At 58.6% G+C, this 20,679-nt stretch carries 22 protein-coding genes; 14 read left to right on the top strand and 8 right to left on the bottom strand.

Going from position 1 to position 20,679, the window contains the following annotated elements; translation table 11 throughout:
- Positions 1-23: 23 nt before the first annotated feature.
- Positions 24-1,043 (bottom strand): DUF4917 family protein, encoded by a 1,020-nt coding sequence (locus ACCC96_RS17500; RefSeq protein WP_413696417.1) that lies wholly within the window; start codon positions 1,041-1,043, stop codon positions 24-26.
- Between the two features lie 156 nt (positions 1,044-1,199).
- Between ACCC96_RS17500 and yiaY the strand changes: the two genes are divergently transcribed.
- On the top strand, positions 1,200-2,348 hold the full coding sequence (gene yiaY / locus ACCC96_RS17495) for an L-threonine dehydrogenase (protein ID WP_019647932.1): 1,149 nt from the start codon (positions 1,200-1,202) through the stop codon (positions 2,346-2,348).
- On the opposite strand, the gene ACCC96_RS17490 is transcribed toward yiaY, so the two are convergent.
- Both ACCC96_RS17490 and ACCC96_RS17485 read right to left on the bottom strand, forming a co-directional pair.
- Positions 2,345-3,511 carry an MFS transporter gene (locus tag ACCC96_RS17490; RefSeq protein WP_258670887.1) on the bottom strand — a complete coding sequence of 389 codons (1,167 nt, stop codon included), beginning with the start codon at positions 3,509-3,511 and terminating at the stop codon, positions 2,345-2,347. The genes yiaY and ACCC96_RS17490 overlap by 4 nt on opposite strands.
- Positions 3,512-3,529: 18 nt before the next feature.
- The gene (locus ACCC96_RS17485) at positions 3,530-4,765 is read right to left on the bottom strand and encodes an aminotransferase class I/II-fold pyridoxal phosphate-dependent enzyme (protein WP_019647934.1); all 1,236 of its coding nucleotides are present in this window, start codon (positions 4,763-4,765) and stop codon (positions 3,530-3,532) included.
- A 240-nt stretch (positions 4,766-5,005) separates the two neighbouring features.
- On the opposite strand from ACCC96_RS17485, the gene ACCC96_RS17480 reads away from it, so the two are divergent.
- From ACCC96_RS17480 to ACCC96_RS17440, 9 genes are all read left to right on the top strand, one after another.
- Positions 5,006-5,914: a LysR substrate-binding domain-containing protein gene (locus ACCC96_RS17480; RefSeq protein WP_111454820.1), complete on the top strand. Its 909-nt coding sequence runs from the start codon at positions 5,006-5,008 to the stop codon at positions 5,912-5,914.
- A 175-nt stretch (positions 5,915-6,089) separates the two neighbouring features.
- Positions 6,090-7,283, top strand: coding sequence for a CaiB/BaiF CoA transferase family protein (locus ACCC96_RS17475; RefSeq protein ID WP_413696416.1), 1,194 nt, complete (start codon positions 6,090-6,092; stop codon positions 7,281-7,283).
- Positions 7,280-8,206 carry a hydroxymethylglutaryl-CoA lyase gene (locus tag ACCC96_RS17470; RefSeq protein ID WP_413696415.1) on the top strand — a complete coding sequence of 309 codons (927 nt, stop codon included), beginning with the start codon at positions 7,280-7,282 and terminating at the stop codon, positions 8,204-8,206. The genes ACCC96_RS17475 and ACCC96_RS17470 overlap by 4 nt, the downstream gene beginning before the upstream one ends.
- 90 nt (positions 8,207-8,296) lie before the next feature.
- Positions 8,297-9,628, top strand: a complete 1,332-nt coding sequence (locus ACCC96_RS17465) for an MFS transporter (protein ID WP_019580877.1) — start codon at positions 8,297-8,299, stop codon at positions 9,626-9,628.
- Between the two features lie 219 nt (positions 9,629-9,847).
- Positions 9,848-10,264, top strand: a complete 417-nt coding sequence (fos, locus tag ACCC96_RS17460) for a fosfomycin resistance glutathione transferase (protein WP_413696414.1) — start codon at positions 9,848-9,850, stop codon at positions 10,262-10,264.
- Between the two features lie 62 nt (positions 10,265-10,326).
- The gene (locus ACCC96_RS17455; protein ID WP_026345683.1) at positions 10,327-10,965 is read left to right on the top strand and encodes a LysE family translocator; all 639 of its coding nucleotides are present in this window, start codon (positions 10,327-10,329) and stop codon (positions 10,963-10,965) included.
- A gap of 103 nt (positions 10,966-11,068) precedes the next feature.
- The gene (locus ACCC96_RS17450; protein ID WP_026345684.1) at positions 11,069-12,418 is read left to right on the top strand and encodes a diguanylate cyclase domain-containing protein; all 1,350 of its coding nucleotides are present in this window, start codon (positions 11,069-11,071) and stop codon (positions 12,416-12,418) included.
- Positions 12,419-12,534: 116 nt separating this feature from the next.
- Complete coding sequence (locus ACCC96_RS17445) at positions 12,535-12,693, top strand: KGG domain-containing protein (RefSeq protein WP_081499461.1); 159 nt, start codon at positions 12,535-12,537, stop codon at positions 12,691-12,693.
- 73 nt (positions 12,694-12,766) lie between these two features.
- A complete protein-coding gene (locus ACCC96_RS17440; protein WP_413696413.1) occupies positions 12,767-13,270 on the top strand; it encodes a DUF4142 domain-containing protein in 504 nt (167 codons plus the stop codon).
- A 316-nt stretch (positions 13,271-13,586) separates the two neighbouring features.
- On the opposite strand, the gene ACCC96_RS17435 is transcribed toward ACCC96_RS17440, so the two are convergent.
- Together ACCC96_RS17435 and ACCC96_RS17430 are read right to left on the bottom strand one after the other, a co-directional pair.
- Positions 13,587-14,117, bottom strand: coding sequence for a DUF2867 domain-containing protein (locus ACCC96_RS17435; RefSeq protein ID WP_413696412.1), 531 nt, complete (start codon positions 14,115-14,117; stop codon positions 13,587-13,589).
- Between the two features lie 23 nt (positions 14,118-14,140).
- Positions 14,141-14,797, bottom strand: a complete 657-nt coding sequence (locus ACCC96_RS17430; RefSeq protein ID WP_413696411.1) for a DJ-1/PfpI family protein — start codon at positions 14,795-14,797, stop codon at positions 14,141-14,143.
- 126 nt (positions 14,798-14,923) lie between these two features.
- On the opposite strand from ACCC96_RS17430, the gene ACCC96_RS17425 reads away from it, so the two are divergent.
- Positions 14,924-15,478: a TetR/AcrR family transcriptional regulator gene (locus tag ACCC96_RS17425; RefSeq protein ID WP_082920900.1), complete on the top strand. Its 555-nt coding sequence runs from the start codon at positions 14,924-14,926 to the stop codon at positions 15,476-15,478.
- Positions 15,479-15,684: 206 nt separating this feature from the next.
- Here the strand turns inward: ACCC96_RS17425 and ACCC96_RS17420 are convergent, their stop codons facing one another.
- Positions 15,685-17,073, bottom strand: a complete 1,389-nt coding sequence (locus tag ACCC96_RS17420; protein WP_413696410.1) for an amino acid permease — start codon at positions 17,071-17,073, stop codon at positions 15,685-15,687.
- Positions 17,074-17,341: 268 nt separating this feature from the next.
- Here ACCC96_RS17420 and ACCC96_RS17415 point away from each other — a divergent pair, with 268 nt between their 5' ends.
- Positions 17,342-17,800 (top strand): Lrp/AsnC family transcriptional regulator, encoded by a 459-nt coding sequence (locus tag ACCC96_RS17415; protein ID WP_019647950.1) that lies wholly within the window; start codon positions 17,342-17,344, stop codon positions 17,798-17,800.
- Between the two features lie 84 nt (positions 17,801-17,884).
- Here the strand turns inward: ACCC96_RS17415 and ACCC96_RS17410 are convergent, their stop codons facing one another.
- Positions 17,885-18,424, bottom strand: coding sequence for an AidA/PixA family protein (locus tag ACCC96_RS17410; RefSeq protein ID WP_019647951.1), 540 nt, complete (start codon positions 18,422-18,424; stop codon positions 17,885-17,887).
- 126 nt (positions 18,425-18,550) lie between these two features.
- Positions 18,551-19,054, bottom strand: coding sequence for an inclusion body family protein (locus ACCC96_RS17405; protein WP_008074518.1), 504 nt, complete (start codon positions 19,052-19,054; stop codon positions 18,551-18,553).
- Between the two features lie 441 nt (positions 19,055-19,495).
- Between ACCC96_RS17405 and ACCC96_RS17400 the strand changes: the two genes are divergently transcribed.
- Both ACCC96_RS17400 and tam read left to right on the top strand, forming a co-directional pair.
- Positions 19,496-19,825, top strand: a complete 330-nt coding sequence (locus ACCC96_RS17400) for a YXWGXW repeat-containing protein (protein WP_413696409.1) — start codon at positions 19,496-19,498, stop codon at positions 19,823-19,825.
- A 71-nt stretch (positions 19,826-19,896) separates the two neighbouring features.
- Positions 19,897-20,667: a trans-aconitate 2-methyltransferase gene (gene tam, locus ACCC96_RS17395; protein ID WP_413696408.1), complete on the top strand. Its 771-nt coding sequence runs from the start codon at positions 19,897-19,899 to the stop codon at positions 20,665-20,667.
- The last annotated feature ends 12 nt before the right edge of the window (positions 20,668-20,679 follow it).

Genomic DNA, 20,679 nt, shown 5'->3' with positions numbered 1-20,679 from the left:
GGGGCAAGCCCCCTCGCCACAGGTCAGACCTCGACCGGCACGGTCAGCTCAGGGTTACCGAGCGCATGCGTCTTCGAATCAAAAAAACGCAACGCCACACCCGTCCCCTCGAACACCTTCGCGTAATGCCGCTTCTGATGCTGGATGAACGCCTTGCTGCGCGGGTAAATCGAGATCGCTACCACCTTCGGTTTTGCCTGGCGCAACGCATGAGCGATGTGACTGTCCTGCTCGCCAAGGGCATGCCCGAAGATGCACAACCCGTCACCGTGGCCGAGTAACTGGTCGTAGCAGAACGACAGGTAATCCGAACTGCGAATGGTCTTGAGTTTGTCTTGCGCCGGGCCTTCGTTGACGAACAGCGGCACGTCGTCGAGGGTCTTGATCGTATTGTTGATCGCGAAATTACCGAGCAACGTCCCTTCGGTCGACATCAACTTGCGCGCCGTGCCGTCCTGATTGCGCACCAGATGCAGGCCGCCGTGCAGGTACAGCAAACGTGGTTTGTCGGTGGCGCTGGCGCTCAGATCGAAGCCGGGTTCGGCACCCTGGAAAAGGTCGGTCACGACGTCCGGCCGATGCTGGATCGCCCAATAGCTGAGCAAGTCGTAGTTGGTGGTGAACACCGTCCGATAGCTGCCCAGTTCCTGATTGATCGTCGCCAGCGTCGAAGGCTTCACCAGCCGCCACGGGATATGCACCGCGTGCACGGTGTTGATCAGCGCTTCCTTGATCGCGTAGTAGCGATTGCGTGGTGCCGCAGAGCTGACGGCCAGGGCCTTGTTGACCCGGCTGGTGGTCTTCAGCGCCCCAAGCACTTGTTCAAAACTGCGCGTCTGCATCGCGTCGAACACGCTCAGCTCGGACTGGCTCAGCGGTTTTTCTTCGACGGTGCGGGCATTTTCGAACAGCGAGTCGTAGCCGAAGTCGTCCCACACGGCGCGGCTGGCGCCGTTACCCACCAGCAGGCCGCCGAACGAGGCGGTGGTGCGCAAGGCGTTCCAGTCTTCAAGTTGGGCATCGACATCCTGGAAATCGGTCATTGCGTTTGTCGTCTCGAAGCAAAAGGTCTGATGGACGGCGACTTTATCACGCCCGGGCGTTGAGCCAGATCAACATACCGCGTGACTGATCGGTCGACCCTGTGCGCACCCGCCGAATCGGCATTGCCGATTTGGTTTCAGCCAGGAGACTCGCGCATGAGCAGTACGTTTTTCATCCCCGCCGTGAACATCATGGGCACCGGTTGCCTCGACGAAGCCATGGACGCCATTGGCAAGTATGGTTTTCGCAAGGCGCTGATAGTCACTGACGCCGGGCTGGCCAAGGCTGGCGTGGCATCGAGGATTGCCGAGAAACTGGCGTTGCAGGACATCGACTCGGTGATCTTCGACGGCGCCAAGCCGAATCCGAGCATCGCCAACGTCGAGCACGGCTTGGGCCTGCTCAAGGAAAGTCGCTGTGATTTCGTGGTGTCTCTGGGCGGCGGTTCGCCTCACGACTGCGCCAAGGGCATCGCCTTGTGCGCCACAAACGGTGGGACGATCCGTGACTACGAAGGTGTCGATCGGTCGGCCAAACCCCAGCTACCGTTGATCGCGATCAACACCACCGCCGGCACTGCCAGCGAGATGACCCGTTTTTGCATCATCACGGATGAATCGCGCCACGTAAAAATGGCCATCGTCGACCGCAACGTTACGCCGCTGCTGTCAGTCAACGACCCGGAACTGATGGTCGCCATGCCCAAGGGCCTGACCGCCGCCACCGGCATGGACGCATTGACCCATGCCGTCGAAGCCTACGTCTCCACGGCAGCCAACCCGATCACCGATGCCTGTGCGCTGAAAGCCATCACATTGATCAGCGACAACCTGCGCCAGGCCGTGCAGGACGGCAGTGACATGATCGCGCGGGAAAACATGGCCTACGCGCAATTTATGGCGGGCATGGCGTTCAACAATGCGTCCCTTGGTTACGTTCACGCGATGGCCCATCAGTTAGGCGGGTTCTACGACCTGCCCCATGGCGTGTGCAACGCGGTGCTGCTGCCTCATGTGCAGAGTTTCAACGCACTGGTTTGCGCCCCTCGCCTGACCGATATTGCCCACGCGATGGGGGCCGACATTCGCGGGCTCAGTCCGGAAGAGGGCGCGCAGGCGGCGATCGCGGCGATTCGCAGCCTGGCCAGGGATGTGGACATTCCCGCCGGTTTGCGTGAGCTTGGTGCCAGGCTCAATGACATCCCGGTCCTTGCCGGCAATGCCCTGAAAGACGCCTGTGGACTGACCAACCCTCGGGCGGCGGATCAGCGGCAGATCGAGGAGATTTTCCGCAGCGCGTTCTAAGCGGTTCGACGGCCGGGCGCGAGCGCTACGCAAAGCAACGCGCCCAAGGCCAGCAAGGTGCATAACAGCGACAACGGCCATGCCTGCTGGCTGGCTATCAGGCTGGCGATACCGCCGATAACGGCGGCCATCAGTTGATGAATGAAACCGCTCAACGCCATCGCATAAGCACCGCCGACCGGCGAACCGTGGTTGGCCAGGGACAAGCTGATCGGGTAAATCAGCGATTGGCCGAATACTGAAAAACAATAGGGCAACCAGAACAGCAGCGCGATAGACGTGCCTGCGAGGCTACCCAGCAACATGACTGCGCTGCCGGCCAGTATCAGCCCGACGCCCGCCGTCATCAGCCATTGCTGACCGGTTTGCAGTACGAAGCGATTGACCGCCACGGCCCCGAGAAAGTACGCCGCGCTGATGGGCCAGCCCAACAAGCCGTATTCCACTGCCGACCAGTTGAAGGCGCCTTGCAGAATCAGCGGTGCAGCGGTGTTGAACGCGACAATCACCCCATACCCCAAGCCACCGGCGAGGGCCGGTAACAGGAAGGCCCGATGACGCAGAATGTACCCGTAGCTCGTCCAGGCCGATGATGGTGTGTTCTCTTCTGCCAGCATCGGGAACGTGACCCGCGCCACCACCAGCGCCATCAACAGGCTCACACCACCCAATAAGTAGAAAATCGCTGACCAGCCCAGTGTCACCTGGATGATCGACCCCAGGTATTGACCGATACCCAGCGCCACCACAAAGGAAATCGATATCCAGGACAACGCCTTGGCCAGCAGATCGCCGCGAAAACTGTCGCGGATCAGCACCCGGGCCATGACTGAAATCCCGCTGGCGCCAATCCCCTGAATCAGGCGAAAAACCAGGAACGATTCAAGTGTCTGGCCCAGAGGCAGGGCCAGGTTGCCCAGCCCATAGAGGCCGAGCGCCGCGAGCAATACCGGCTTGCGGCCAATGCGCTGGCCCAGGCTGCCCCAGAACAGCATCGGCAGCGCCATGCCGATCAGATACACCGCCAACCCCCATGAAACCTGTGAAGCATCTGCGGACAGATCCCGGGCAATATCCGGCAGCGCCGACAGATAAATGCTCATGCCCAATTGGGCGAGAAAAACCGTACAGCAGGTGATCAGGAGGGTGGTGCTGCTCTTCATTTAATCTTCCCTGTTTTTTCAGCCGCCGATGTCCCGGCCGTGAGCACGTAAAAGCTCGGTGATGAGTCCACAGAAATGGCGGATCAGCGTCGTCCCCATGTCGGCGCGCAGGGTGATTCTGATGGCTGCCTTGCCTTGTGCAACCACCGGGAAAAAGACTGCCGAGGTGAAGAATCCGTGATTGGCCAGTTCAATGGCGATGTTGTTGGCCAGCGATGCCTCACCGCAATTGACCAGTCGAATCGCCATGTTGCTGTTGTGTTGTGCGGTTCGGATGAGGCTGTCAAAGAGGCGGATATTAACCTGAAGTTTTTCCTGCAGCGCGGCGAATTCCAGGGTGTGGTGTAGCTGGATGGATGCCCGGCCCGCGCCAATGGCTGCACTGTTCAGGCTTTGCGACCAGTTGTTGGGGCCGCCGTAACGCGCAATGAGCTTCTTCTGCCGTTCACTGCCCAGCATCACCAGACCGCCGCTGGCGCCGAACGACTTGGCCAGCGAGGCGACGATGAGGCAGTCATCATCCAGGGTATGCAGCCTGGGACGCACAAGACCGGCGCCGAATGTTCCTACAGAGGAAAGCGCGTGGGAATCGTCCAGATAGAGAAACAGCCCATAGCGGTCCTTCAGATACAAAAGGCTGTCCATGTCCGCAACCCCGCCCATGCTGTAGGCGCCGTCGGCGACATACGCGACCCTGGTGTGTCGTTGACACAGCGTCTCGAGGAAGTCCATGTCGTTATGCGGGCACGTCACGACCTTCGTTTCATCGGCACAGGCGGCTTTGAGGTGATTCATCGAGTAATGCGCCAACCGGTCGAAAGCCATCACCGGAGGGCGATTTTCCGTGAATACGCCGCTGGCCAGCAGCGGCAGGATCCCGGCACTCGCCGCGCTGCACGACAGAGTGCTCAGGCAACTGGTGCCGAACAACTCGGACAGTTCGGTTTCGTATTGGTCCAGAATCGCCAGCTTGCAGCGGCTCCTGGAATTGGCGATGCGAAGTGTGCCGGTTTCCCACAGCGTGGTCATGGCACCGTCGAGAATATCGGGATGGTGATCCAGACCCAGGTATGACGTCGTACAGAAATGATGAAACGCTCTCCCGTACTGATCGAGCATGCGGTTGGCACTTTTTATCTCAACGTTGAGCCCCGCGATTTTTCCGGTTTCGGCGGTCTCCCAATCATGATCGGCCAATGAAACGAGTTTGCGGTAGTTGGTGAAAGTGTGCGCCGTGTACGGTATCTGGCTCATGTGTGAGTGACATTCCTTGAGTGAATCTATCCGTGGGTTTGTTGCAGTTTGTGTGTGTTGCCAGACTTTACAGAGAGTCCCGATGGGCTTTGAATCGGCTGTTTCCGGTAGTACTGAGAGTTGTAAGAGAATTAGTTGTAGGGCGATGCCCCAGAGTGCTGTGGGTAATTGGATGGCGGACACGAATCTAATCCGGGCTATCCTGCCGACTCAGTCGAACCGAAATCATCGAGCCCTGCCATGCTGCAAAAAAGCCTGATCCGCCGCCTCGACCTGATCACTCTCCAGCTGTTTGTGGCCGTCCACGAAGAGGGCACCTTGACCCGCGCCGCCGCCCGCGAAGCGATTGCGGTGTCGGCGGCCAGCAAGCGGTTGATGGAGCTGGAGGAGGCGCTGGGCATCAGCCTGTTCGTGCGCCAGGCCAAGGGCATGACGCTGACACCGGCCGGTGAAACCCTGCTGCACCATGCCCGGCAGATGCTGTTTAACGTCGAGAAAATGGGCCTCGAACTGGGCGAACACAGCCACGGTGTACGCGGTTATGTGCGGATGCTCGCGAACCTGTCGGCGATCATTCAATTCCTGCCCGAAGACCTGCGGGACTTTTCCGCGCGCCATCCGCAGGTCAAGACCGACCTCGAAGAGCGCCCCAGCAGCGGGGTGATCCAAGGCGTGCTCGATGGCGTGGCGGACCTCGGGATCTGCTCCAGCGACAGCGACGTCAAGGGGCTGCACAGTGTTGTTTATCGTCAGGACAAACTGGTCGTCCTGATGCCGGCCGATCATCCGCTGGCGAGTCGTTCGGCCTTGGCTTTTGCCGACACGCTGGACAGCGATTACGTCGGTCTGCATTCGGCCAGTTCCATCAACATGCGCACACATGCGGCCGCGCGCAAGGCCGGCAAGGTGCTGAGGTTGCGGATTCATGTGCCGGGGTTCGACGCCATGTGCCGGATGGTCCAGGCCAACATGGGCATCGGCATCCTGCCGCTAAAGGCCTACGAACTGTTTGGCCGGGCGCTGGGGTTGCACGCGGTGCCGCTGACGGATGACTGGTCGGATCGTGCGTTGATTCTGGTGGTGCGCGATGAAGCGGCGCTGTCGCCGGTGAGCCGGATGTTGTTTGAGCATTTGCGCGGCCAGGCCTGACAGTTTTCGATTGCATGGACGGGCCTCTTCCCGGGCAAGCCTGACTTGAGGTCGCGGTAATCTCCAGCCAGGCATTCGCGTTTCGCGAACGGTCGTTGCCAACAGAAGGTTGGATTCCATGCCACTCGGTCCTCTAGCCTTGGCGCATATTCCAAGAACAAGAGGTACCCCCGCGATGACTGCCCCCTTGAGTGCAATCAAAGTGATCGAGATCGGCACGCTGATCGCCGCGCCGTTTGCCGCGCGCATGCTGGCCGAGTTCGGCGCCGAAGTGATCAAGATCGAAGCCATGGGCCAGGGCGATCCCCTGCGTAAATGGCGCAAGCTGCACGAAGGCACTTCGTTGTGGTGGTACCTGCAATCGCGAAACAAGAAGTCCCTGGCGCTGAATCTGAAATCCACTGAAGGCATCGAACTGGTCAAGCAACTGGCGAGCGACGCCGATGTGCTGATCGAAAACCTGCGCCCCGGCGCCCTGGAGAAACTCGGCCTGGGCTGGGACGTGTTGCATGCCCTCAATCCCAACCTGACGCTGGTGCGCATTTCCGGTTACGGCCAGACCGGCCCGTACCGTGATCGTCCGGGTTTCGGGGCGATCGGCGAGGCGATGGGCGGGATTCGCTATACCACCGGTACTCCCGGTTCGCCGCCGGCCCGAGTGGGGGTCAGCCTCGGTGATTCCCTGGCTTCGCTGCACGCGGTCATCGGTGCCTTGATGTCGCTGCTGCGGGTCAAGACCGGGCAGGGCGGCGGGCAAGTGGTCGATGTGTCGTTGGCCGAAAGCGTGTTCAACGTCATGGAAAGCCTGGTGCCGGAATACGACATGCTCGGTCATGTGCGTGAGCGCAGTGGCGGGGCGTTGCCGGGTATTGCGCCGTCCAATACTTACCTGACTGCCGACGGTGCCTACGTGGTGATCGCCGGCAACAGCGACCCGATCTACAAGCGTCTGATGGCGGTGATTGGCCGGGCCGACCTGGCCGAAGCGCCGGAGTTTGCGCATAACGATGGCCGCGCCGCCAAAAGTAATGTGCTCGACGCAGCCATTACCCACTGGACCAGCAGCCTGCCGATTGATGAGGTGTTGGCGGCACTGGAAGCTGCTGAAGTCCCGGCCGGGCGCATCTATTCGGTGGCCGACATCGTTGCCGATCCTCACTATCAGGCGCGGGGCATGCTGCTCAACGCCGAACTGCCCGGCGGTGCCTCGGTGAAGATGCCGGGCATCGTACCGAAAATGTCCGAGACCCCTGGTGGCGTGAACTGGTCGGGGCCGAGCCTGGGTCAGCACACCGACGGCATCCTCGCGGGGCTGGGCCTGACTGACCAGGACATCGAACGGTTGAAAGCTGAAGGGGTGGTGCAATGATCACTGATTATTCCCAGACCCTGATCGTTCAGGAGGTCTCCCCGCGTGACGGCTTGCAGATCGAACCGACCTGGGTCGAAACCGCCGACAAGATTGCGCTGATCGATCAGTTGTCGCTGGCGGGGTTCAGCCGCATCGAAGCCGGCTCGTTCGTTTCTCCCAAGGCGATTCCGGCCCTGCGCGATGGCGAGCAAGTGTTCAAGGGCATCGCCCGACAGCCGGGCGTGATCTATGTCGCGTTGATCCCTAACCTCAAAGGCGCACAACGAGCACTGGACTCGGGGGCCGACGAGCTGAACCTGGTGATGTCCGCCAGCCAGACCCACAACCTGGCGAACATGCGGATGCGCTGCGAGGCGTCATTGGCTGCGTTCGGCGAGATCGTCGAGTTCGTTCGCGGCACGCCGGTGCGGCTCAACGGCAGCATCGCCACGACTTTCGGTTGCCCGTTCGAAGGCAAGATCGATGAGGACCGCGTGCTGCAAATTGTTGAGGCTTATCAGGAGCTCGGCATTACGGGGATTACCCTGGCCGACACCACCGGCATGGCCAATCCACGCCAGGTCGACCGCTTGGTGCGACGGGTGTTGCAACGGGTTTCACCGGCTGATCTGACCCTGCATTTCCACAACACGCGCGGCCTCGGCCTGTGCAACGTACTGGCAGCTTACGAGGCCGGAGCCCGGCGCTTTGACGCAGCCCTCGGTGGTCTTGGCGGTTGCCCGTTTGCACCGGGTGCCTCGGGCAATATCTGCACCGAAGATTTGGTCAACCTGTGCGATGAAATCGGCATTCACACCGGCATCGACTTGCCGTTGTTGCTGCGATTGTCGCGAGGCTTACCTGCATTGCTGGGTCATGAAGTGCCCGGGCAGCTCGCCAAGGCCGGACGTAACTGCGACCTGCACCCGACACCGTCCTGAACTCACCGAACAAACTCCTGAAAAAGCCGCAACGAACCAGACAACAAAAACAATCGGACGCCCACGGGACGTCTGCCTGGAGAAACCACGATGAGCCTCAATGTTCTGGAGGCGGGCGTGAGCCCGTCCGTTAGTCACGACGCCGAAAAAGCCCTGGTCCGCAAAGTCGCCTGGCGACTGATGCCGCTGATCATGGTCTGCTACCTGTTCGCATTTTTCGACCGCATCAACATCAGCTTCGCCAAGTTCCAGTTGCAGGCCGACCTGAGCCTGAGCGATACCGCTTACGGCCTCGGCGCCGGGCTGTTTGTAGTCGGTTATGTGATCTTTGAAGTGCCGAGCAACATGATGCTTTACAAGGTGGGTGCCCGGCGCTGGATCGCCCGGATCATGATGTCGTGGGGGCTCGCGACGGCGGCCATGGTCTTCGTCAACAGCGAATGGCAGTTCTACGCCCTGCGTTTCGTGATCGGTGCGATGGAGGCGGGTTTTGCGCCGGGCGTGCTGTATTACCTGACGCTGTGGTTCCCGCAGCACTATCGCGGGCGCATCACCTCGATGCTGTTTCTCGCGTCGGCGTTTGCCGGGCTGGTTGGCGCACCGTTTTCCGGGTTGGTGCTGCAACACCTTGATGGCTTCCTCGATATGCGCGGCTGGCATTGGCTGTTTCTGCTCGGTGGCGTTCCTTGCATCGGCCTTGGCTTGTTGGTGCTGACCGTGCTCAAGGACCGCATCGAAGATGCCCATTGGTTGACCCCGTCGGAGAAGACACTGCTCGCCAGCCGTATCGCGCACCACGAACCCCACAAGAGCGGCGGCTCCTTGCTGGCCGCACTCCGGATTCCGGGTTTCCTGATGCTGGGGCTGATCTACTTTCTGATTCAGGTGGCATCCTACGGCTTGAATTTCTGGGCGCCGCAACTGATCCGCAGTGCCGGCACCGAGAGCCCGGTGATGATCGGCTTGCTGACCGCCATTCCCTACATCTGCGGCGCCATCAGCATGGTGGTGATCGGGCGGTTATCCGACGCCACCGGTGAGCGGCGCAAGTTTGTCGCAGGTCTGGTGGCGGCAGGCGCGGTGGGTTTCTTCTGCGCAGGAATTTTCGCCAACCACACGACTTTCCTGATTGTTGCCCTGGGCTTGCTCGGTGCGGGGATCATCGCGTCCATCCCGAGCTTCTGGACCCTGCCACCGAAACTCCTGGCCGGTGCCGGGGCAGGCGCCGCTGGCGGGATCGCGGTGATCAACACCCTTGGCCAGTTCGGTGGGATCGTCAGCCCGGTCATGGTCGGGCGGATCAAAGACCTGACCGGCAGCACCACCCCGGCGCTGTACGTCATCGGCGTCGCCGCATTGATTGCCGCTGCATTGTTGCTGTGGGGGTTGCCGCAGAAGCTGCGCACGCTCGACAAGTTCTGAAACGTGCAGTGCTGGGCCGTATTCCATCGCGAGCAGGCTCGCTCCCACAAGGTTTGGCGTCGGACACAGATCCTGTGCCTGACGCGGTCAATGTGGGAGCGGGCTTGCCCGCGAAGACTGATTCACAGCCAACAAAGCCCTGGTGGTTCTACGCTTAAGGGCGTTTCAGTTGTACTCTCCGTTTGCAACCACCCAGAGCGACTCAAGGTTACTGGATCCATGCTGACCGGCCTCAACCACCTGACCCTCGCCGTTACTGACCTGAACCGCAGCGTGGCGTTCTATCGCGATCTGCTGCAACTTCAGCTTGCAGCCACTTGGGACACCGGTGCCTATCTCTCGCTACCCGGTCTGTGGCTGTGCCTTTCTCTCGATCCACTGCGCGAGTCCGCGCCGGCCGCCGACTACACCCATTACGCCTTCAGCCTCGAAGCTGTGGACTTCCTGCCGTTCGTCGAACGCCTGCGATCCGCCAACGTGCGGGAATGGCGGGATAACCGCAGCGAAGGTGCGTCGTTCTATTTTCTCGACCCGGACGGGCACAAGCTCGAGGCACATGTCGGGTCTCTGGCGTCGCGGCTGGCGGCTTGTCGGCAGCGACCCTATGCGGGGATGAAGTTCTTCGACGATCAGTGAGTCGATGTTCGGCGTCCTGAGATAGAATTGCGCCCCTTCACCCGGCGTCCTCAGGAATTTCCATGACTCCATCGCTGCTAATGGCCGTTCTCGCCTCGGGCTTCATTTATGGCATTACGCCGGGGCCCGGTGTGTTGGCGGTGTTCGGCATCGGCGCGGCACGCGGACGGCGGGCCGGGGCGGGGTTTCTGTGCGGGCATTTGCTGGGCGACGTGGTCTGGTGCAGCACTGCACTGATTGCGATTGTCGGTGCGCGGGAAATCGGCAGCACTGCGTTCGATGTGCTGGGTGTGCTCAGTGGGCTTTATTTGTTCTGGCTGGGCCTGCGCGCGGTTCGCGCTCGTCGCGCCAGTGCCGAGGCGCCTCAGGGCCCGGCGCGGCAGCCGTTCTGGCACGGCATCCTGTTCGGCCTGACCAACCCCAAGGCATACCCGGTGGCGGTGGCGACCTTTACTGCGCTGTTGTCCAGCCGTGCAGAGTTGCTGCATTGGTCCATGTTGCCCTGGTTGATCATGTTGAGCTTCATTGGTGGCCTTTTGGCCTACGCTATTCTCATTGGCATCGTCGGTGCGCGTCAGGTGCGCACGTTGTATCAGCGTCATGAACTGGCGATCACCCGCTTGTGCGGGGTCATGTTCATCGGTTTCGCCATCAATGCCCTGGTGCATGCGCTTCCGGGGCTGGTGACGAACAAGGCTTGAGGCTGAACGCAGGGAAGCGTCGGCTGCACAGTCATCGCTCGGGCGTATGACCGGTCAGGGAGGGTTGTTCAATGTTGCATTGTCCGGACATGCTCTCGGCATCATGGAAACCAGAAATTCCGCGCCATTGGCGAGTTACATCGATCTCTTGCTGGACGCCGTCTGTGCGGTGGACAAACAAGGTCGCTTCGTATTTGTCAGCGCGGCCTGCGAGCGCATTTTCGGTTACACCCCCGACGAGCTGATCGGCCAGTCGATGATCGATCTGGTTCACCCTGCCGACCGACAGCGTACCCTCGATGCCGCGCGAGAGATCATGGGGGGCGAACCCAAGCTCAATTTTGAAAATCGTTACCTGCGCAAGGACGGCCGGGTGGCGCACATTCTCTGGTCGGCACGCTGGTCGGAGGTCGATCAGTTGCGTATCGCCGTGGCGCGCGACATCACCGAGCGCAAACAGGCCGAGTCCCGACAAGCGGCGCTGTATGCGATCTCCGAAGCGGCCCACGCGGCGGAAGATTTGCTGGCGCTGTTCAAACGCATCCATTCGATCATCGGCGAATGGCTGCCGGCGTTGAATTTCTCCGTGGCACTGTATGACGAGCACTGTGCGCAGCTGAATTTCCCCTATCACGTCGACGACCATGAGCTGCAACCCGAGGATCCCGGGACGGTTACCGGGCGTTTGTGCGCAGAAGTGATTCGCAGTGGCTTGCCGATCCTGCTGACCCCGGATCAGGACAATCTGCCGGAGGGGTTTGCAGCGTTGGTCGAGGGCCAGGATTCACCCTGCTGGCTGGGCGTGCCATTGAGTTCGCAGAACGGCACCATTGGCGCGCTGATCGTCAAAAGCGTGCCGGGTGGCGAGCGCTACACCGAACAAGACAAGGAGTTGCTGCAGTATGTTTGCGCCCAGGTCGCGACCGCGATCGAACGCAAGCAATTGCACGCCCGGCTCCAGCGCATGGCCCAGTACGATCAACTGACTCAGCTGCCCAATCGCGAATTGTTGCGCGAACGCCTCAAAGCTTCGCTGGCGCTGGCCCGGGCAGACTCCGGTCGAATGGCGTTGCTCTATGTCGACCTCGACCGCTTCAAGCAAGTCAATGACACCTTCGGTCATGCGGTCGGTGACATGCTGCTGCAAGCGGTCGCCAATCGACTCAAGGGCTGCGTGCGCGAAACCGACACGGTGGCGCGCATTGGCGGTGATGAATTTGTCGTGTTGTTGCACAACATCCACGCCGCCGAAGATGCCGAAAATGTGGCGGGGAAAATCCGCCAGGTGCTGGTTCAGCCCCTGCGTCTGGACGGGCACAACCTGACGATCCAGCCGAGCATCGGCGTCGCGCGATACCCCGAACATGGCACCGAAGAAAAGCAGTTGTTCAGGCATGCCGATGAGGCAATGTACGCCGCCAAGCGCCAGCACCATTCACGTCTCGGGGTCTGAAAATCCGTCACCGTTCGTCGCGGCGTTGCCAGGTTTTCTAAACCTTTTTGGGCATGGAAATTCATATCCTATGCGGGCGATTGCTCGCCGTGATCATCACCAAGAGGATGAGAACCATGCCTACTTCAAAAAATCCGAACCCGGGAGGCTTCGCCAACGATCGAACCAAGGCGTCTGAAGCGGGTCGCAAAGGTGGGAAAACCACCACGACGACCGTTGATAAAGACCCTTCGAAAGGAAGCATGGGCCGCAAAGGCGGTCAGAAGTCTCGGTAACAGGTGAAGGTGGTTTTGTTTAATAGACGGGGGCGCAAGCTCCCGTTTGAATTTCAAGAAGGAGGGCGCGACCATGAGCTGGATGGCCACCCGTTTACGCAATGCCGGTTTTGCCACGTTATTGGGCCTGTGCGCCACCAATGCCTTTGCCCAGTCTCCCGCCGAATTCGTCAATGAAGCGTCGGCCCAAGGCATGGCCGACATCGAAGCCAGCCGCCTGGCGCACCAGAAAACCGCATCCGAGGAGGTCAAGGATTACACCATCGTGGTGATCAACGATCGCACCACCGCCAACCAGCATCTGGCGAAAATTGCCAGGCAACTCGATTTACCGGTCGCACCACGCGAAGAGGTGGTCGACAAGGCCAAAGCCTTGATACCGGAGATTAAGGACGATACCTCTTTCGATCAGGCGTACGTCGACAGTCAGGTAAAAACCACCCAGGAAGCCATCGAGCAACTTCAACAACAAGCGCAGACAACGGACGTGCCGCAAATCAAAGCGTTCGCCGAAGAAACCCTGCCCAAGCTGCAAAACCATCTGCAAATGGCCAGGGCGCTGCAAGCCAGTCGTTAGCTGCATGCCCCGCGATTGACGTTGGTCACTCGCGGGGGCATGGCTCAGCATTGATTCAAATCTCCAATTGGATCGGTTGATGAGATTTACGATTATTCGGACCACTTGAAGAAGACTGTTGGCTATTACGACTAGCACTGTTAGATACGTACCATAAAAAGAACCGGCCTTTGAGGCCGGTTCTTTGTGGTGCGCCGTAGAGATATTGAATGCATCTTAGAGGCCTGACGTTTGACATGAGAGACTTGGCCAGGCTTGCCAGAACAGCCTTCGATGGAAGGGTTAGACCTCAGGGGGGCACACAGCGCTCTCAGCCTTAGGGGCAGGTAGCCAGAGGCCAACCGATGCGCGCAGCACGGAGGAGGCTGGCCTTAACAACCAAGCGGTGAAATGGGGCAATAACGAAGATGTAGGCCCGGCCTAGACGGTTGTGGCACTGGACCACGGTTGAAAAAACGAGTTGGCGACGGCCTTCTGGCTCTGCCTCTCCAGAACATAGGATCGATATCCGGAAGTCGAGGTGTTTGTCGTCCTCTCCCAACACGATTTCAGTCTGGTTCGTGCTGTAGACCTTGAAGATTCCAATCCGATTAGCAAGTGATGCCAGATGTTTGGCGGTCTTGAGACCAAAACAGGCAGCGATAGTGTCTCGGACTTTCATGAGCCATCCGATCCAGGATGGCTGGTGGGAAAGGATGAATCGAGCTAGCAAATCTGGATTGCCAGATGTGCCCGCTGGGAGCCGAATCGCAAAAGCGTCCGCCAGGTTCATCGACTTGTAAAGGTGGGTGATGCCGGACGTCGAGGGGACTGGCACGGACATAATGAGCTCAAATTCTCGGGGCATCGGGGATCTCTCCTGAGTTCTAACTACCAATTAGACGACATGCCATGTCGCGTTTCTTGCTGCGATGATGTTGTTGAGGCGCCAACTTCTCCTTGTCGGATACTGAGCCCGATCAAGGCATCATAGAGCTCTTGCTGCCCGGCTGGCAGAACAGGGAGCAACGTCGCACGGCGCTTGTCGACATCGAACCAGGATTCAACCAACCATCCCACCAGATAGAGCGCCGAAAGGCATCCGCCAGCGGTTGCAACGTTCCCCTGGCAGACAAGAGGCTGGTCCATGGACTCAAGTCCCAGAGCTTGCAAGTTCGATCGTGCATCCGGGTGTGTAGTTGCTTGGCCGCTGAGCAGCCCAAGCCGTTCGAGAATGAAAGCTCCGGCGCATATGGAGCCGATTCGCTGGCGTCTGGAGTCAAGTTCAAACGACGGCAGGAAATCTGCGGCGGCAAGTGCAGCGGGTATCCCTTCCTTGCCGCTAACGAACAATACCGCGTCGGCGCTATTGGCCTCGGAAAGCGGACCGTGCACCGAAACAGGCAGGCCGTGCGCCGATCGCACGATAGAGCTGGAACCCAATATTCGGACGTGCCAGTCCTCGGTGTTGCGGCCTAAGATGTCCCACATCATGAATAGGTCGATATCAGTGAATTGGTCGAAAGCAACCAGAACGATTTTCTTCAAGGCGAGCTCCATGAAAAGTGCTGGCGTGCAAAACGCAACGGCCATCTTTGCTGGTGTTCGCAGCGTATCAATCGGTCGCGCACCATACACAGTCTGTATGGCGCTAAACATGGAGCGAAATAACGGGTGAGAAAACTAACTCGTAACCATTGGATCGCGGCTGGTTTTGAGGCCCTCGACCAAATAGGGCATATCGGCGTTTCGGCCGAGAGTCTATCGCGCCGATTGAATGTGACCCGCGGATCGTTCTATCACCATTTCCGCAATCGCGAAGACTTTGTCCGCACCTTGCTGGCCGCTTGGGAAGAAGACTACACGGAGCGCATGCTCGCTTATGCGGCGCAGGGTCGTAGCGCGGGCGAAACCTTGAAACGCTACTTGAGTATTGCCGCTGAGAAACAACCTGGGCGGGAAATTTCCATCCGGGCCTGGTCGCTGCATGATCCGTTGGTAGGCGAGTTTCAGCAGCGTGTTGACACAAGACGACTGGATTTCGCGATACGCACGTGCCGCCGCTTGGTCCATATGCCAGGCCAAGCAGAAGTGATTGCTCAGGTGGCCCATCTGTGCCTGATTGGTGGTCAACAGGCAGGGCTGCGGCGTGATGCCGCTCGCTTCAACGGTTTCCTGCATCGAGCCTTTTCACTTTTCGAAGGGGCTCTTCCTCCGTGGCGGGCCTAAGTAATGAGCTAAATGGGGTAACTGAATAAATAGAGTTCGCGTGCCACTGAAAATGCGCGCCACTGCTCTCCTAGGGCTAAAGACAGGACAAATGAGGTGAGGGTTGACAGGCGAATGCAATCAGGTGCGCAACTGGAATGCAGTTTCGCACCTGAAAACTATTGGAGGTTGATTGACACTCCAAAGAGACCTGACGAAATGCTGGATTAATGCAATAACGAGCGGCGCCTCGCATAGGCGAAGTAGATCACCAGGCCAATTGCCAACCACGCCCCAAATGCCAGCCAGGTCGTCTGTTTGAGGAAGGTCATCAAGGTTACGCAGAACGCGATGGCGAGCAATGGAACAATGGGCACGCCCGGGCATCTGAATGCGCGAGGAAGATCGGGTCGGGTCTTGCGCAAGACGATCACTGCCACCGAGATCAGACTGAATGCGGCCAACGTACCGATGTTGATCAGCTCGGCGAGGACGTTCAGCGGAATCAGTGCCGAGATCAGCCCGAAGACTATTCCGACCATCCAGGTGGCGAAAAATGGGGTGCCGAATCGTGTATGAACCCTGGAAAGGCGCTGCGGAAGCAGTCCGTCGCGCGACATCGCGTAGATGATCCTGGTTTGACCGTAAGCCATCACCAGAATGACAGTCGTCATGCCAACGATTGCGCCTAAATCAACGAACCCGGCAACCCAGCTTTCACCGGCATGTTGCAACGCCAATGAAACCGGATGATCAACGCCAAGGAATTGGGCATAGGGCACGATGCCGGTCATGATCATTGAAACGGCAACGTACAACACCGCACAAACAGCCAAGGAACCGATAATACCGATGGGGAGGTCACGCGCCGGTTTTTTCACTTCTTCGGCGGCAGAGGAAACCGCATCGAAACCAATAAAAGCAAAAAAAACCAAGGCAGAAGCACTCAAAATGCCATTGACGCCGAAGGGAGAGAAAGGTTGCCAGTTAGCCGGCTGAACATGTCGCGCACCAACGGCGATGAAGAGCAGCACCACGGCGATTTTGATGATCACCATCACGTTGTTTACGCGCGCGGATTCCTTGATGCCTATAGAAAGCATCCAGGTAATCGCCAGCATAATCACCAGCGCGGGTAGGTTGAACCAGGTTTCCACGCCAGGCAAAGAGCCTGGAGCCGCCGTAAGCACAACCGGAAGACTCAGCCCGAATCCGCTCAGCAGGGACTGGAAGTAACCCGACCACCCAACAGACACAGCCGAGCTGGCCAGTCCGTATTCGAGCATCAGATCCCAGCCGATCATCCAGGCCACCAACTCTCCCAGCGTCGCGTAGCTGTAGGTGTAAATCGAGCCTGCTACCGGTACAGATGAGGCGAACTCGGCATAACAGAGCGCTGCAAATGCACAGGCCAACGCCGCTAACAGGAATGAAACCGTGAGGGCTGGTCCCGCAGTCAATGCGCCGGTTCCGGTCAATACAAAGATGCCAGTCCCCACGATTGCGCCGATACCAATCAGGACCAGATCCATCGGTCCCAGCACTTTTTTCAACCCGGCAGGAGCTCGGGCAGCAGCAATCATTGCGTCCAGGTCTTTTGTTCTGAAAATGCTCAATATTGCCTCCGTTGTTACTTATTTTTATTGTCAGAGCCAGTGGCTTGGGTGTCGGAAACGACAAGAAATTGTATTTCAGCGCCTCGAAAATTAGCTTTCGAAACGGCTCTGTATTTGATTTTTTTTCAGTCGTTAATTATCCAAAACGTGCTCTTTATGTAATTTTCTTTCTAATATTTGTCGTTTCTAGAAATGGATGCTTGATCAAGGACCTGCGGGATGGGGCCAATCGCCCTACCGCGTACTCATTGTTAAACGGAGAGAACACATGGCGGAAATGGATAAGGTTGATCGTTCAATTCTGGAAATTCTGCAAATGAATGGTCGCCTGACGAACGCCGAGATCGCCGCTCGTGTTTGCCTGTCAGCGCCAGCCTGCTGGAAGCGCCTGAAGCGCCTGGAAGAGGAGGTGATTGTCGGGTATCACGCGCACTTGAACCCGAAGACCATAGGGCTGGGACTTTTTGCTTTCATCAGCGTCACCCTCGATAGTCACTCCGAGCAAGCCATGGAACATTTCGAAGCGGGCGTCCTGGCGCTGCCCAACATTATTGCCTGTCACAAAGTGTCGGGGAAATACGACTACCTCCTGCAGGTAGTCGTCAAAGACATGGAGGCATTCCATGAACTCGCCATGCATCGCGTACGTACGCTCGGCAATATCAAGGAAATGTACACCGGTTTTTCGCTCAAGGAGATCAAGCACTGCAATACCTTGCCACTGTAAGTGCCTGGACTTGCTCGTCTCCGTACCTACGGTGGTGTGAGAGGACGACGGCTGTTAAGCCGCCTCCTACTCGATAATCTCTATTCACGCCGACAGCGTCACCTCGGTCTTCCAGCTGAAATACCCAAGCGCTTCGCAGCGCTGGTTGATCAGCATGAAGCTCAGTTCGCAGGTTGCCACGCCCGTGCTCAGTTGCGAGCACTCCCAATAATGATCATCGGCCTTGTGGCTGCCCGGCTGGTTCGGGTTGGCGGGGTCGGGCGCGGGGACGGTCTGGTCGCCGTGGACGATCAGCTTGGGCGGAGAAAGGATCCCGGTATCGTCCACTGTGATGTTGTGGAATACCACGCTGTGTTCGGCCAGCAAACTGACGGTCCTGCCGCGAATATGAAAGACTTTTCCGTTGTTGGTGGTCAGTGTAATTTTGCTGTCATTTTTAATGTTTTCTGTGGCTGATGTAGCGCTGATGCCGAAGATGAAGCCATCTTCAATCACGGTCGGCTTTTGCGGGTCAAGGCTGGGTTGCGGATAGCGCGAAAGCAGCGATTCGGCATCGACGACCAGCAGCACGCTATTGGCGGTCAGGGTACTCGCCGAAGGGGGGGTAATCGGTTCGGAAGTCATCATGGATTCCTTTCATGATGTTGACGCAAAACGGTAGCCGCTTCGGTTTCAAGCAAGACATCCTGTTCCAGCCGAGGCGGCAACGAACTGGGGTGACCCCTCGTTGCCGAGGGGTCGATTCCATCATCAGTTATGGATGGAAATGAATGGGTCCCACGAGCAGCAGCCGATGATCTGGCAGTTGCGGTCGACGATCAGGAAGTTGAAGTGGTAGGTCACACGACCACACGCCAGGGTTTCCGAGGACCAGTAATGGTTGTCGACTTTCTGGCAGCTAGGCACTGACGGATTGCTGGTGTTGGGGACTGCAACGCACGCGGTAGCGCGGCGCGGCGAGGGTGGGGAGATCAGCTCGTTGCCTGCGTTGCCGATGAACTTGTAGAAAATTACGGCGGTTTCGAAGCTCTGGGACAGGCTGGTTTCACGCCAGCGAATCAGATCGCCAACCTGGGCCTTGAGGTCCAGCTCGCCACCGGCCTGGCCGCTGACCACGTTGTCCTGATTGGTGACCATGTAGACGTGCTTCCAGTCGATCAGCGTCGGCGAAGCAGGGTTTTTGCTGATGTTCGGGTAGTTTTTCAGAATGGTTTCAGTGTCGATGGAAACAAGTACATCCGTGACTCGAGACATAGTGAAGCTCCTTTTAACATAGTGATTGTCTGGCTACTTACCAGGCACGACAACGCTTGTTTGCCTTGTGGCCGTTGCGAACACACTACTGGGGAACCCACTCGATCTCGGGGACGAGCTGGCCTTGCTCCTTGCCTTGAAATGACGAGTCGGGTTCCTTCCAACAGGCCGCGATAGGACTATAGATGCCATTTTTATACTGTCAAAACTGCTTTGCCGGTCGGTCGACGAACGGTCATTTTGGTTATGACTTCCAACGATTTGGCGATAAAAAAGGCTCATCCAGATCCCCTGTGTTTTCCGTCATCAAGTGATCCGGGTTCAGGCAATAGACAGATAAGACCTGTTAAAAAAGCAGTGAACCAGGCAGGAGCATGGTGGAAAAGGGGGGCGTTTTTTTGCTGGTTCACTCAACTTGGCTTTCAAGCCAGAGGAGGCGGCATGTTGTTACGTTACATGGTGTTGCTGGCAGTGGTGGTTACCGCAGCGGGTTGTGTGCAGGAACGGGTCGTTCATGACCGGCGTCCGGTGGAGCGTGAATATGTTGAGGTCATCGCACCGCAGCCGCCGCCGGAACGCGTTATCGAGGTAGAGCCCGCGGGGCGACCGGGTTACCTCTGGTCCAGGGGGTACTGGCGTTGGGAAGGCGGGCGTTATGTCGCGGTTCATGGTCATTGGGTCCCGGAGCGACCGGGGTATCGTTATGTGCATCCGCACTGGGAGCAACGTAACGATGGCTGGCATTGGCGGGTGGGGGCGTGGGTTAACTGACGCGGACGATGTATCGTAGCCAACCGGTTGTCTGCCCCTGGCGACAACAATGCACCCGACAGGAGAGCGATATGAGTTGGTCCGCCAAACAATACGTAGCTTTCGAAGATGAGCGCACGCGCCCGGCGCATGACTTGCTGGCCGCCATCCCTGCGGTGGACGTCCGTTCGGCCATCGACATCGGTTGCGGCCCCGGTAATTCGACCGAGTTGCTGGTGCAGCGTTTTCCCGATGCCGCGGTGCGTGGGTTGGACAGTTCGACCGATATGATCGAGGCCGCCCGCAAGCGCCTGCCTCAGGTACGTTTTGACACCGCTGACATTGATACCTGGAACGAGACCGGTCCGTTCGATGTGATTTTCGCCAATGCGGTGCTGCAGTGGGTGCCGGATCACGCCAGGCTGCTGCCATCGCTGGTAAACAGGCTTACGCCCGGCGGCAGCCTGGCGATCCAGATGCCCGATAACCTCAACGAACCGTCGCACCGGTTGATGCGCGAGGTCGCAGCGAACGGCCCTTGGGCTGACAAGTTGGCACGTGCCGCTGGCCAGCGAACGGAAATGGAGGGTGCAAGCGGCTACTACTCAATGTTGCGTGGCCACTGCACTCGCGTCGATGTATGGCGCACCACTTACTATCATCCGCTCGCGGACGGCGCATCGGGCGTGGTCGAGTGGTTCAAGGGCTCCGGTTTGCGGCCTTTTCTCGAACCATTGGATGACGTGGAACGGGCGCACTATCTCAAGCAGTATCAGGCGGCAATCGAGCAGGCCTATCCGGCGCTGAGTGATGGTTCGGTGCTGCTGCCGTTTCCGCGGTTGTTCATGGTGGCAACGCGCTGACGAACAAAGGGA

The organism is Pseudomonas sp. Pseusp11 (assembly GCF_047304405.1).
Classification (GTDB): domain Bacteria; phylum Pseudomonadota; class Gammaproteobacteria; order Pseudomonadales; family Pseudomonadaceae; genus Aquipseudomonas.
Note: the sequence above shows the minus strand (reverse complement) of the source record. Positions and strands in the feature narration are given on the sequence as shown.